General features: G+C 42.1%; 13 protein-coding genes. 2 read left to right on the forward strand and 11 right to left on the reverse strand.

Features of this window, described 5'->3' with window-relative positions; translation table 11 throughout:
* Positions 1-26: 26 nt before the first annotated feature.
* Positions 27-716, reverse strand: coding sequence for a two-component system response regulator DegU (gene degU / locus NST24_RS16850; RefSeq protein WP_008348273.1), 690 nt, complete (start codon positions 714-716; stop codon positions 27-29).
* A 64-nt stretch (positions 717-780) separates the two neighbouring features.
* Positions 781-1,956, reverse strand: coding sequence for a sensor histidine kinase (locus tag NST24_RS16855; protein ID WP_024719243.1), 1,176 nt, complete (start codon positions 1,954-1,956; stop codon positions 781-783).
* Positions 1,957-2,177: 221 nt separating this feature from the next.
* On the opposite strand from NST24_RS16855, the gene NST24_RS16860 reads away from it, so the two are divergent.
* Together NST24_RS16860 and NST24_RS16865 are read left to right on the forward strand one after the other, a co-directional pair.
* Positions 2,178-2,846 (forward strand): YigZ family protein, encoded by a 669-nt coding sequence (locus NST24_RS16860; RefSeq protein ID WP_017357860.1) that lies wholly within the window; start codon positions 2,178-2,180, stop codon positions 2,844-2,846.
* Positions 2,831-3,928, forward strand: a complete 1,098-nt coding sequence (locus NST24_RS16865) for an LCP family protein (protein ID WP_024719244.1) — start codon at positions 2,831-2,833, stop codon at positions 3,926-3,928. The genes NST24_RS16860 and NST24_RS16865 overlap by 16 nt, the downstream gene beginning before the upstream one ends.
* 38 nt (positions 3,929-3,966) lie before the next feature.
* Here NST24_RS16865 and NST24_RS16870 read toward each other — a convergent pair whose 3' ends face one another.
* The 9 genes from NST24_RS16870 to NST24_RS16910 form a co-directional block, all read right to left on the reverse strand.
* Entirely contained in the window at positions 3,967-5,034 is a 1,068-nt protein-coding gene (locus NST24_RS16870; protein ID WP_024719245.1) for an MraY family glycosyltransferase, read from the reverse strand.
* Between the two features lie 134 nt (positions 5,035-5,168).
* A complete protein-coding gene (locus NST24_RS16875; protein WP_052472205.1) occupies positions 5,169-6,416 on the reverse strand; it encodes a glycosyltransferase in 1,248 nt (415 codons plus the stop codon).
* Complete coding sequence (locus NST24_RS16880) at positions 6,385-7,140, reverse strand: glycosyltransferase family 2 protein (protein ID WP_008348281.1); 756 nt, start codon at positions 7,138-7,140, stop codon at positions 6,385-6,387. The genes NST24_RS16875 and NST24_RS16880 overlap by 32 nt, the downstream gene beginning before the upstream one ends.
* A 24-nt stretch (positions 7,141-7,164) precedes the next feature.
* Complete coding sequence (locus tag NST24_RS16885; protein ID WP_024719248.1) at positions 7,165-7,842, reverse strand: hypothetical protein; 678 nt, start codon at positions 7,840-7,842, stop codon at positions 7,165-7,167.
* 61 nt (positions 7,843-7,903) lie between these two features.
* Complete coding sequence (locus NST24_RS16890; RefSeq protein ID WP_041507842.1) at positions 7,904-9,370, reverse strand: O-antigen ligase family protein; 1,467 nt, start codon at positions 9,368-9,370, stop codon at positions 7,904-7,906.
* Between the two features lie 39 nt (positions 9,371-9,409).
* Entirely contained in the window at positions 9,410-10,339 is a 930-nt protein-coding gene (locus NST24_RS16895; protein ID WP_110487136.1) for an NAD-dependent epimerase/dehydratase family protein, read from the reverse strand.
* 14 nt (positions 10,340-10,353) lie between these two features.
* Positions 10,354-11,691: a UDP-glucose/GDP-mannose dehydrogenase family protein gene (locus NST24_RS16900; protein ID WP_342462020.1), complete on the reverse strand. Its 1,338-nt coding sequence runs from the start codon at positions 11,689-11,691 to the stop codon at positions 10,354-10,356.
* Positions 11,692-11,766: 75 nt separating this feature from the next.
* Positions 11,767-12,951, reverse strand: a complete 1,185-nt coding sequence (locus tag NST24_RS16905) for a glycosyltransferase (protein WP_342462021.1) — start codon at positions 12,949-12,951, stop codon at positions 11,767-11,769.
* On the reverse strand, positions 12,948-14,399 hold the full coding sequence (locus tag NST24_RS16910) for an MOP flippase family protein (protein WP_342462022.1): 1,452 nt from the start codon (positions 14,397-14,399) through the stop codon (positions 12,948-12,950). Before NST24_RS16910 ends, NST24_RS16905 begins: the two co-directional genes overlap by 4 nt.
* Between the last annotated feature and the right edge of the window lie 5 nt (positions 14,400-14,404).

A 14,404-nucleotide genomic window follows, 5' to 3' on the forward strand; every position in this document is an offset into this window, starting at 1 on the left:
CGAAAAAGGAGTACTTGTCCGGAACATTATCTCATTTCTACCCAGCCGTTTTTAATTGCTACAACAACAGCTTGAGTACGGTCGTTTACATTCATTTTTTGCAAGATGTTACTCACGTGGTTTTTGACTGTTTTCTCACTAATAAAGAGCGACTCACCAATACCTCTGTTGCTCTTTCCGTCAGCTAACATTTGAAGAACTTCACATTCACGTCTTGTTAAGATATGAAGTGGTCTGCGAATTTCAGGATATACCTCGTGCTGTGGATGTGCTGAAACGCCGCTTGTTGCTAAGCGTCGGAATTCATTTACTAAGTTATGAGTGACTTTCGGATGTAAATAAGAGCCTCCGTCAGCTACTACTTTTACTGCTTCAATGAGGGTATCTGCATCCATTTCTTTTAACAAGTAGCCTCTTGCTCCTGTTTTTAATGCATGTGTCACATAGTTTTCATCGTCATGAATAGATAGGATAATGACTTTTGATTCGGGATAAAGCTCTACTAGCTGTTTTGTAGCCTCCACACCATTTACATTCGGCATATTAATGTCCATAATGACAACATCCGGATGATAGTGTTCTACGATACGTGCAGCTTCGTCACCGTCGTCTCCTTCTGCAACTACTTCAAAAGTAGGTTCAAAATCTAAAATCCGTTTGACACCTTCACGGAATAATTGGTGGTCATCGATAATTACAATATTTACTTTAGTCACAAGCTACGCCTCCCCATGTTTATTGTTCTACACCTGAACTTTATGGTCAATATGTCTTTTGTCTCTATTTTACAATTTTATTTTGCAATGTTAACGGTACTCTAATCATGATGAATGTCCCTAGACCTATTTTTGAGTCTATGGTCATTTTACCTTCTAGTAAGTCTACGCGCTCTTTCATACCAAGTAACCCAAAGGATTTGTTTTTATTTGTTTTCACATCTTTCATATCAAAGCCTTTTCCATCGTCTTTGATAATTAACGTGACAAAGTCTTTCGTCACTTCAACCTTCACAGAGATTTCTTCAGCTTCAGAATGCTTTAAAGAATTTGTGACAGCTTCTTGAGCTAGTCTAAACAGTGCCACTTCGAACTGAGAAGCAATTCTTTCATTTTCTGTATCCCCTAGGCATTGGAACGTAATTTTGGTTTTTCCATCATATTCTTCAATTGTGTTTAAGTATTTTCGCAGTGTCGGAATGAGACCCAAATCATCTAAAGCCATCGGTCTTAAATCATAAATGATTCTTCTCACTTCGTACAGTGCATTTCGCACATTCTGTCTTAGACTTCTAATTTCTTTAAAGCCTTCTTCTGTTCCACGGTCTCTAAAAATTCGTTCAATTAGTTCTGAACGCATCATCACGTTTGCCAGCATCTGAGCAGGTCCATCATGGATTTCTCGTGATACCCTTTTGCGCTCTTCTTCCTGGGCTTCAATAATTCTTAGTCCAAAATCTTGTTTTGCCTGAGCATCTTCAAGTAAAACACCGACCTGACGTAAATCTTGGTTCAAGTAGTTGAGAACGACCGTGATCTGGCTCACAAGCGTTTCTGAACGTTCAATGACATCTTGTAAGCTTAACAATCGTCTTTCGAGATCATCTCTTCTTTCCCTCAGCTGTTTTTCGCGCTGCTGGATCATGGTCAATTCTACTTGCAGGTTATGTGCTTTTTCATAGGCTTCTCGTATTTCTTCTTCGCTGAATTTGTTGAAGTTTCTGCTGACCTCAGATAATCGATTTCTAGCATGTCTCGTATGTACTTCTAGTTTATCCCCAAAATCAATTACTTCGTTGACTTGCTGTTTAATTTGCTTGAGCTCTTCTACTAGGCTTTCATATTGTTGACGGGACTGTTCGCCGATTCTAAATACTTCGTCCTTACTGCCATCAACTGTACTTAGCATTTTCATGATGATTGAATCCAATAACTTCGGATCCATTTTAGGTGTTGTCATGGCTTTCCCCTCCCGTAACAGTGATGTCATCTTTTTTTATTATAAATGTCATTGATCTGCATTTTATGTCGAATTATAATGAAAGAATGCGTATAAATCATGAAATTTTTATGACGACCCTTTTTCCGCTCCTATCATCATAACAAAATACGCTGTAAAATTCTAAAACCAATGCAAATTTTCTCTAGCCTTACAATTTGCTTGTCAGGAGGGTATGTCTTTTGCTGAACCGCTATCTCACAGTAAAAAGCCGTGGCGAGCATGAGATCGTCATTGAAAAATCACGTTTTATTTGTCATATACAACGTGCTGTCTCAGAAGAAGAAGCACAAGCCTTTATACAATCCATAAAAAAACAACATTGGAACGCCACTCATAATTGTTCCGCCTATTTGATCGGTGAACATGATCTGATTCAAAAAGCAAATGATGATGGTGAACCAAGCGGTACAGCAGGTGTACCCATGCTTGAAGTGCTAAAAAAACGCAAGCTGAAAGATACAGTAGTTGTCGTCACTCGTTATTTCGGCGGTATTAAGCTAGGTGCCGGTGGATTAATTCGCGCGTACGGAAAATCTGTGTCTGAAGCAATCAATCATGTTGGTATGGTAGAACGCTGTTTAATGCGTACGATGCACACAACAATAGATTATACATGGCTTGGAAAGGTAGAGAATGAGCTTAGAGCCTCATCTTTTCAGCTAAAAGACATCCATTATGCAGAAGATGTGATTTTTGAAACGTATGTAGAAGAAACACAAACAGAGCAGTTTATTGAATGGATGACTGAGTTGACTAATGGAAAGAGTGTTACTAAAGAAGGCGAATTGATTTATTTAGAAAAGGACGTTGGTCCGATAAAGGAGACAGATGAATGGCACAACGAGTAAAAGTGCGTGTACGAAAGAAAAAGAGTAAGAAGAAAAAGATTTTCAAACGGATTCTGGTCTTATTTTTGCTTCTCTTCATCTGCATGGGCGGATTTGCAGTTTATAAGATTGTGAATACACTCCAGGCTGCTGACAAAACTTATGATGAATTAGAGCGTGGGGAGAAATCGAAACTCCGTGATGCTGTCATTGATATAAAGAAAAAACCTTTCTCTGTCCTATTTGTTGGTATAGAGGATTACGCCACAAATGGTGATCACGGCCGTTCAGATTCACTCATCGTCGCAACGATTAATCCTCAGGATAAAACGATGAAAATGGTCAGTATCCCCCGTGACACACGAGTACAGCTTGCTAGTGACACAACGGGAAATAAAGTAAAGATCAATGCGGCATTTGCTAAAGGCGGTAAAGACGAAACGATTGAAACTGTCGAACAATTCTTGCATATCCCAATTGACAAATATGCAACAGTGGACTTTGACGGTTTTAAGGATGTCATTGATGAAGTTGGGGGAATCGATATAGACGTCCCATTTGACTTCAATGAAAAAAGTGACGTCAAAAAATCGAAAAAGATTTACTTTAAAAAAGGGAATATGCATTTAAACGGGGAAGAGGCTCTTGCTTACGCACGAATGAGAAAACAAGATCCACGTGGTGATTTCGGGCGTAACGATCGTCAGAAACAAATCTTACGTGCCATGATTGATCAAATGGCGAAACCTCATAACATTGCAAACGTGGATAATATTGCAAAAGAAGTAAGTGATCATATAACAACCAACTTCCGCATCACAGAAGGACTTGCTCTACAGCAAATTTACAGTGGTTTTAAAGGAGACGATACTGAAACACTATCTATTAAAGGATCAGACCTTTATCTAGGACCAAATCGAACATACTTCTTTGAGCCAGATCAAACCAACTTGGCTGAGGTGCAAAATGAGTTAAGGACACATTTAAAGCTTCCTGCTGAGTCATCGTCCTCAACTGAAACAAATACACAAACCGATTCATCTTCTGGTACAACAGGGTCAGCCGATACACAGGCCCCTTCGACCAGCACATCAGGACAATAATAGGAAAACAGCCCGCTTCCAAGGAACGGGCTGTTTTTTTATTGTCTTTTGACCATTCGTTTGTAGAATTTCGTAAATGGTTTAAACTCTTCGTTCACCAAACCAGTGACTTCAGCGATAACTTGCATAAACATGACCAGTAAAAAGATGATGATCAATGACAGCCAAATGGTGGCACTTGTCAGCAAAATCGCGCTTAAGCTGAAGACTAAGCCAATCATGTAAATCACAATCACTGCCATTCGATGTGATAAGCCAAAGGCCATCAGTCGATGATGGATGTGTGATTTGTCAGGTGATGAGATAGGCTGTTTATTCAATATTCGTCTTATGATCGCAAAGGTCGTATCAAAAATAGGCACACCTAAAATAATCACAGGGACAACAACACTAAACAAAGTAACACTTTTGTACAATCCTAAAAGTGACAGGACCGAGATCATATAGCCTAAAAATAACGAACCTGTATCACCCATAAATATTTTTGCTGGATGGAAGTTATAAAAAAGAAAACCGATGGTACTGCCAATGACGACAAGAGATAACGAAAGAATCAGGATCTTGTCCGCAGAAAATGCCATGACGGCAATCGTGGTTAAACCGATAACCGAAATTCCGGCAGCCAGTCCATCTAATCCGTCAATTAAATTGATCGCATTTGTAATCCCAACAATCCATAGTACAGTCAGGGGATACGCCATCCATCCTAACTCCAGTCGATCTGTTAAGAAAGGAACAGAGAAAAAGTCCATTTTTAAGCCCGTGCTCACGATTAAGCAAGCAACGAGAACTTGCACAAGAAATTTAAATTTTGCACTTAAATTATATTTATCATCAAATATACCTAAAATGACGATGAGTACAGCGCCAACTGATATAGCTGTAATTTTATTATGTAGAAACAGCCCGCCTGCTAGTGCTCCAGCCGCTACCCCAATAAAAATCGCCAAACCGCCCATTCGAGGCATTACTCTATCATGAACTTTTCGTTTATTCGGCTGGTCCACTGCACCAATCTTAATTGCAAACTTTTTGACGATTGGTGTCACAATTAAAACTGTAGCCAGAGAGACAAAAAACGCTAATAAGGCGCGTTCGTAATCCATAGGTCAGTCTCCTTCTAAATTGAAATCTGTATTTTGTATATTGGCCGCTCTTTCCATTATACAATTGAATATAGGATGATCACAAGCTCCCCCTAAGAAGAAGAAACAAATAAAAACGCACAATCCTGAATGAATTATGCGTTTTCTTTAATATTCGTTAATTCCACCATGTTTGTGAACAGTGCGTGCCAATCTTTTTTCTTTGCCCGGCTTTGTCTTAGATGTCTGCATGTCATGTCATCTTTTTTACTGATCACTTTCTGGCAGGCTTCTACGAAGAGAGCTGGATCTTCGCCCTCTACATATTCATACACATCATTCTCTTTTAGCCTTTCCGTTGATGGAAGATTTAAACCAACAACAGGGATTCCGGCAGCTAAAAATTCATACAGCTTGAGCGGAAAAACCGCTTGATTGTAAGGAGACTGTTTGTATGGCATCATCCCTACATCAATTAATTTCATATAAGCAGGCACTTCTTCCGGTGCGACTGCTCCAGTCCATAGGACATTGGGCAGTTTGAGTGCATGCTGAAAAGATGGATCTCCATTCGTTCCATCCGGACCGACAAATAAAAATGTCCAATCTGGCTGCATGCGAGCAGCTTGAGCGATCATGTCAAAATCGAGCTTCGGCTTGATCCCACCTATAAAGCCAAGAACCGTTCCCTCTCTTCCCTCTAGCACGTCTTCCCTGCTAGGGAGGTTGCTTTTTGCAAATACATCATACTCGACGCCATTTTCCACTGTAAAGACATCTTTCGGTTCACCCATGAGCCTTTTTTTGATTTGATCATGTAAGTATTGTGAAGAGCATGTAATGCTGTGCGCATATTTAATAATGCGGTTTTCTGCTTTTACAATGACTCGCTGTCTCATATAAGAGAGAATGTTGTTTTTTCCGCTGATGGGCTCTCCCCACAGGTCACTGCAATCATACACAATATGTTTCCATTCAAATAAAGAAGATAAGAGCGGAAATCCCGGAAACGTATACCATAAACAGACGGCTATGCCCTGCTTTTCTTCTTGACGCAAATGCTCAAGAAGAGGAGATAATTTATGAAAATAAAACATATCTTGATAACGGCCAAAGCGAAAAAACTTGCTCTTGAGCACATCAGGAATGGTCATTTGCTTCATTCGATCCGTTATAGGCTGAAAGGGAGCTGAATGACGAGTGGCAGATGGGCATACCCAGATGACCTCTTTCGTTTCTGGATCAGATGCAAGAAATTCCGCCAGTCGATGCCGTCTGTACCTTAGGCCATCGTGTCCCCATTCTCCCGTTGCGACAATCACATGTATGATCGACTCTGCTTTCACCTTTATCACCTTTTTTCCCTTCTGTTTATAAGCGCTTTTTGACAGCATTTGTGGCATAGTGCATAAAACACCAAGATGCTTTCACAAAATGAAGCTGCTCAATTTCTCTGTAGACAAACCATGTTTTTTTCGCTGCTTTCCACTTGTTACTAGAAATCGAGTTTCCCACGATGCGATATTCACTGAGCGGCTCACTCATTCCATAGGCAGTAAATCCTTTTTTTAAAATAGAGAGCCATGTGGCTAAGTCCTGCCTTGTTCGAATGTTTGGCATTTCCACGTGTCCTACTTGTTGAAGATCGAGCATCACCGTCAAACAGCCGATAATCGTATTTTTTAAAGCTTCATTGTAGTTCAACTGAGCCGGCGCTGTGACGGTTTTTTGTAACGGCTCTCCATTTTCTGAAATGATGTCATATGCCGTGAAAGTAAAGGCATGATCATTTTCTAACATAAACTTGACCTGCTTTTCGAGCTTTGTCTGTTTCCACATATCATCGCTATCTAAAAAAGCGATAAAGCGGCCTTTCGCCTGTTTGATGGCGGTGTTTCTAGCAATAGCGGCTCCCCCGTTTTCCTCTAAATAAATGACGTTGATTCTGTCGTCCGTCTGACTTAATTCCCCTAACAACTTCCTTGTGCCATCTGTTGAGCAATCATCTGCAATGATCAGCTCCCAGTTGGAATAGGTTTGGGCAAGGACGGAATGAACTGTATCCGTTAAATAACGTTCCGCATTATACGCCGGTGTAATAATTGATACTAACGGTTGATTGTTCACCTAAGACTCATCTCCAGTTCATCATTAAGATTCTTTGAACACTTCAGGTAACACCACAAACATAAGCGAGATGCTAAGGCCAATGACAAGTCCAAGCAGTGCTCGTTTTTTCGCTGACATGCCTTTGCCTGCTTCATCAAGCACTTGGGCAGGATCGACAATCTTTGCCTGCTTCATCCCGAGCTTTGTCGATTCCAATTCATATAAAAATCGTTCTTTATCGACCTTGGAGTCATTGCTGACAGATTCATCTTCAAGAGCGGATAGTCTCCTTTCAATGACTTGCTGTCTTTTCGTAAATAAGGCTTTGTCCTGCTTTAAAAATGTATCTGACACTTGTTTCACTACCGCCAAAGCTCGAGCTTGATCAGCATCTGTAAACGACAACTGCAATTGTGTATCGGACTGGTTCGTGAGAATCAAACGATTTTTCACATCCTGCCTTTCTTCTTCCTTTACATCACGGAGTGCTTGATTCAGAAATGCATCACTTTTTAATAGAGATGTCACTTCTTCCATATTGTTATACACACCGTCGTCATATTTCCCAAGCGTCAAGGTCACAGCAGCTGTGTAACTAGACTGTTCTACTGTCCCCTTGGCAAAAAAGAAACCAAAAGCAGCCAATACAACGGGCAGCAGCACAAGCCAGACGATATATTTTTTCATTCGCTTCCCTATTCTTAACATAAAACCAGACATGCTCATTCTCCCAACATTGACGTATTTGCTTTTTCACTAGTGTAGCCATACAAACTCAGCATCACACGTTTGCCCACGGCTTGAAGCGCTGTTTATTTTTCATGATATTGACCGCTGCGATCACCAGCCCTAGAAACACCCAGTGGAAATATAAATTCGATACGGAACTAGGACTGATACTTGAGACGAGAAAGCTCAGCATGGCAGCAAATAGACCTTCAATGATCATCTTGGCTGATCTCGTGTCAGCCAATTGGTATTGTTTGTACAGTGAGAACATGAGATAGGCGTACACTGAGATATAACCTAGCATGACGGCAAACCCAAAATTCGTCATCACCTCTAGCAGCCAATTGTGAACTTCCACGACCTGATCTGTATCAAAGATTGAAAAGTGAGCTAAGTAATAAGACACATTGCCCGCTCCGACTCCGAAACCGTATGAATTCGTAAAGAAATACCAAGCGTTTTTGATTAAATTCGCCCGGGCAATGTTGGACGGAAGTGGTTCGCTGAAAGAATGAGCGACCTGAGAAGCGAGAAACAAGTCATAAAAGACAGAATAGATTTTGGCTGAAAAAATGGCGATACAGATGATAACAAGCCCGCCTGCTGCCATGATAGACCACTTTTTTAAAAAGCGAGGCATCAACAGCCATACATAGATTGCCGCTCCGGCTAATATGCCAAGCAAGCTGGCGCGCGATTCTGTTAACAAAATGAGATACAGCGCTAAGATGGCTCCTAGTAATCCGAACGCTTTGATATAACCATTTTTCATTTGGCGCATGCACGCCACATATAAGAAAAAGCTAATAGATAAAAAAGTCGCAAAATCATTTTGGTTAAAGAAGACAGCTGTAGGATAGTGCTGTTTGTATGCTGGTCCAAGATACAATGAGGTATTCGGTAAATGGTTCAAGGTCAAGTGATTATAGAACCCGATTCCCATCACAAATACGGTCATGACTAGCCAAATACTATAAAAAGTCACGATCTGATCCATTCGCTGAATGTACATGACCACAAGAAAGACAAAACCCATTCCCATCGCAAGAAGAGACATATATTTCAGGCCGTCTGTGACCGAATGAGCCCAAAGCAGTGAGATGAGTCCGTAAAGAAACCATGCAGCGAAAAAGCCAAGAATGCCTTTAACGCGAATTTGCTGCCACTGGGATATGTACGTTCCTTTGTCCCTCATCCGCCATATGAATAAAGCAAAGACAGCCAAGAGCATGATGCGGTAGAGAAAGAGACTAAAGAATCCGGCACTGATAGAGAAAAAAGCGTTATTGAGAAATGTTAATGCAATCAAAAGGTAAATGGCTGACATGAATATGTGCTCACCATTCATGTAGAGCTTCATACATATAGCAGCCGCTATGAGCACCACAATCAAAACCGGAATGACCACCATCTTCTTTAACCCGATAGGCTGTGTGGATGCCATTTGTACAAGCCCGATACCTGCTGCTAATAAAATACATCCGATTATGATTTGCCATGCTGTTTGTTTCACACTCATACCCTTGTTCCTCCTAAGCAACCCATCCGATTTGAGGGATTAAGCCTTTACTTCCTGTTCATAGTAGGAAATGGTACGAGCCAAACCTTCTTGTAAACTCACAACAGGCTCCCATGCTAAGACTTGTTTCGTTTCCTCATTTTCCAATGTACTATGCACAATATCTCCTGCACGCTGAGGCTTATAAATCGGTTCAAGATCTGATCTCGTGACTCGCTTCATCGTTTGAAACAGCTCATTCACCGTGATGGAATGACCACTTGAGATATTTAAACAAACGTTTGATTGAGCTGTTAAAGCTGCAACATTCGCTGCGGCTAGATCACCTACATAGATGAAATCTCTTGTTTGTTCCCCGTTTCCAAAGATGAAAGGTGCCTCATGCTTTGCAAACTTATCAGAAAAAATTGAGACAACACCGCCTTCACCAAGTGCGTCTTGGCGCGGACCATATACATTGCTGTACCGCATAATACAATAGTCCACATCATAGAGTGATTTTGCCATCTGTAAGTATCGTTCAACTGTCAGTTTCGACAAGCCATAAGGTGAACCAGGCTGCAGTGGATGAGCTGTGTCGACCGGCAGATAGACTGGGTCTCCATAGACTGCTGCCGATGAGGCAAACACCACTTTCTCCACCCCGGCTTCAGCCGCTGCTTTGATCACATGCAGCGAACCTTTAATATTGACCTCTTCGTCGTAGACGAAATGTTGAACCGAAACGGCTACACTCACTTGCGCTGCAAGATGAATGATATAATCTGGTGCAATGTGTTTGATCAAATCGACCGTTTCTGATTTTGTGACATCTGCTTCAATGCATTGTACGGAAAGATGAGCGATATTTTCCTTCGATCCAGTTGAAAAGTTGTCAAGAACGATGGGCTCATAACCTTTCTCTAATAAAGCCTCTACCGTATGAGATCCTATAAATCCACTTCCCCCAGTTACCAATACTTTCTTCATCCAAGTTCCCCCTATTATTGTGCCTTCGATACCAATTCTGTTTCCCATACGCCTGGACGGCCGATGGACTGGTAAATAAATCCTCTCTCTTTCATTTCTGCTGGATCAAACAAATTCCTTCCATCAATTAAAATGGGAGAACGAAGCAACTGCTTGATCTGATCCTTATCCATCTTCTGTACGTCATCCCATTCCGTTAAGATGAGACAAGCATCTGTATCTTTCACTGTTTCATAGAGATCATTGCTGAAGACCGCCTGCGGGCCAAGCTCTCTTTCTGCTTCTACATAAGCAATTGGATCATAGGCTTTGACAAAAGCTCCGAGCTCTCTCAGCATTGGAATAATATCTAGTGCTGGGGCTGAACGCATATCGTTTGTATTTGGTTTAAATGCGAGCCCTAAAACGGAAATCGTTTTTCCTTTAATATCACCGAACACACTCATCAGTTTGCTTACAAGATGGGCTCTTTGGTGGTTGTTTGTTTCAATGACAGATTCGATCAGCTTGAACCGGTAGCCAGCTGTTTCGGCAATTTTGAGTAGAGCCATCGTATCTTTTGGGAAACAAGAACCACCAAATCCAATGCCTGCTTTTAAAAATTTATGCCCGATCCGGCTGTCTAATCCAACGCCTTCGCTGACTTTTTCCACATCAGCACCAACTCTCTCGCAAATGTTCGCAATGTCATTGATGAATGAGATTTTTGTGGCGAGCATGGCATTTGCCGCATACTTAATCATTTCTGCACTTTCTAGATTGGTCTCAACCACTTCTGTTTGAAACGGATCATGCAATTTTTTAATGATCGTGGATGCATGTGCGCTTGTAGAGCCAATGACCGCTCTCTCCATATTCATCGTATCTTGAATAGCTGAACCTTCCCGCAGAAACTCTGGATTGGAGACGACGTCAAATGGATATTTACTGCGTGAAGTCTTTTGAACAATGGCTTGAACAAGACGTCCTGTTCCAACCGGCACTGTGCTCTTATTCACGATGATTTTGTAGCCATTCAGGTGTTCCCCAACCGTTTGAGCCACAGCTTTCACAAATGTTAAATCCGCTTCCCCCTGAGGTGTCATTGGTGTTCCTACCGCAATATAAATAATCTCTGATTCTCGAATTGCAGCGGGAATATTGGTTGTAAAACACAATCTTCCCTCTTCTGTATTCTTCTCAATCAATTCCTTTAAGCCCGGTTCATAAATTGGAACGAGACCGCTTTTTAAGCTGTTGATTTTTGATTCGTCGATGTCACAACAAATGACGCGATTTCCGATATCAGCAAAACAAGTACCCGATACTAACCCGACATATCCTGTTCCAATCACAGCAATTTTCTTCAACATGTTTCATCCTCTCAGTAAAAGCATATTGGTCGTTCCAAACTGTTTATCTATCAGTCTTTGCACATTTCATCCTGTTTAAACGGTGGATGTTGATTGATTCAGCACCTTTTCATATTGCTGAATCAGGAGCGTAGCATTATGTGATGATGAATAATCTGTATGGACGATGTGGTGAAGATCGTTCTTCACTTGCTCGTTCCATCTGTTTTCATAAAGATAAGCGTGAATCGCTTCTTTTAGCTGACTCGTTGAACGCGGTTCAATGAGCAGATGTTGATAGGTAGAAAATAGTGATGGGAGACCACCAACCCGTGTTGCGATGACAGGCAGTTTTAAAGCGAGCGCCTCAAGGACGACAGTCGGCATTCCTTCACTGTAGGATGGAAGGGCAAACAGGTCAGCTGCCATTAAATAATGTTTGACTTGTTCATTCGGCACCTGCCCCGGGAGTATAATGGATTCTCCCGCCCGTTCGGCCAGCTCCTTTGCGAGGGGCCCTTTTCCGACAAAGACGGCTTTTACACCCTCCATCCCGCTGACAGCTTCCGCTAATTCAAGCAAACCTTTCTCTTTGACTAAACGGCCGACAAAAACGACGAGCTTGTCGTGAAGCGGTAAACCAATCTGCTTTCTGATGGCTGTTTGATCCCCCAGTGTTCTAGAAAATGACTTGAGCGGAATTCCAAGCGGGAGGCATTGCGCATCCACCTCTGTCATGTCATGTGTTTTCTTTGCCAGCTCTTCACTCACTGTGAGAACAGCAGACGCCTGTTTTACTGCTACTTTAAAGGCGGCAAGCGCCCCTTGGCTATAGGTTGGATAGACGTTCACATCACTGCCGTGTAAGGTCAGAAGATAAGGGATGTTTGCTTCCTTTTTGATCACAGCTGCTGCGCCGCCAGACGGCATGGCAAAGTGCGCATGGATGAAATCCGGTGACAGTTCATAACGCTCCATTGTGCGCAGGACAGAAGCTGCGATTCGTTTACTCGGCTGAGCCCATTTTAGCTGTCCAGGCAGCGCTGTATAGGGCGGTCTGTAAACCGGCACGCCGCACCTCACTTCCTGCTGGGGAAGATCTTTTCTCTGACGATAGGAAGCTTTAAGCATCCGTAAGATGGGCGGATTGACAGGAGTAGGACAAATCACGCTCACTTCTACGCCCTGTTTGACCAGCTCCTGCACTTGCGTTTCATGGAAGACGCCTTCACTTGGATGTTTTTCACTAGGATATACACTTGTCAGCCATAGCACCTTCATGACGAACGACCTCTTCTCCATAATTTTCCTGCCATTTGCGGATACATTTTGACAAGTAGCAAGCTATATAAAACCGCACTTAAACCAATCGTCAGTAGTAATTGAAGCAGTATATCCGCTGATGTCAGCTTCATCCCTTGATGAATAGTCACTGCGCAGGCGGCCATTAACAACGTCATGACAGTAGGCTTTACGAGAGATTTTACATATACCTTCATATCTAGCTGAATGACATAAGCCATCAGCCACCTGCCGACAATGAAGTTCAGCAGACTGACCCCTGAGTAGACCCAAGCTACAGTCAATAGACTGCCAGTATGGACTCCTGCATATAAGGCGCATCCATATACGATGAGCATGCCTGTATCCCAATAAAATGCTAAGTCAGCTCTCCCTTTTGCAAGAAGGATGGAACCATTTGGATTCATCAGCACACGGAGTAGACCGACAATGCACAAAATATTCAAAACCGGGACCGCCACTAGCCATTTCTCTCCAAACACCACTTCTATAAAGCTATCTGATACGGCAGCAAGACCAATGAGTAGTGGAAAACTAATGAGTGCAAGCATATTCGTCATGCTGAGGAAGCCCTCACGCAGCCTAGAGTGATCACGCTGACTTTTTGCGAAAACTGGGAAAGCCACTCTCGTCACAATCGGGTTAATTTTCAGCACCGGAATTGTGACGATTTGATAAGCCAGGCTGTAAATCCCTAAAGCTTCTGCTCCAAGAAACCGTCCTATTAAAATCATGTCGATGTTTGAGCCTGCCCGATTGACGAGTCTTGACGCAAGCTGGAAAGCCCCGAAGGAGAAAAACTCTTTCACTTCCCCTAATGCGAAAACGGATGCTGGGCGCCACTTCTTCCAATAAGCCGCTGCATACATGAGACCTTTTCCTGATTGAAGCAGCACTTGAGAGATCACATAGGCCACAATTGGATTGATAAAAAAGGCTAGGATAAGTAGAACTATCAGCGAAATGATCGTCGCTATCGTCTCAATCGTACTTAAGGTTTTAAAGGCTAAATCTTTCTGCATCATGTATTGGTATTGCTGACCAATTGGTGCAATGAGAAACATGATTGATAATAACTTGAGCAAGCCTTCCAGCTCAGGTCTGGCATAAAAGGCGGCAATCAAGGGACTTGCGAGGATCAATACACAAAACAAGAGAATTCCCGTCAGCAAGTTGATCCAATATAATGTAGATAATTGACGTTCCGTCGTTTGTTCCTTTTGAATGATCGCAGCACCGATGCCTAGATCAAGTAAAATCTGTGTAAATATTGTGACAGTTGTGATCATGCCAACGAGTCCAAATTCTTTCAGTGACATTACATTTCCTAAAAAGGCGAACTGTGCAATTTGGATGATGGTAATGATCAATGCGGACAAGCTTGTCCATTTTGCTCCGCCCAGCAGGCGATTTGTCATACTTGCCATTTCTC

This window comes from Bacillus sp. FSL R5-0286, assembly GCF_038593245.1.
GTDB classification, from domain to species: Bacteria; Bacillota; Bacilli; order Bacillales; family Bacillaceae; genus Bacillus; species Bacillus altitudinis.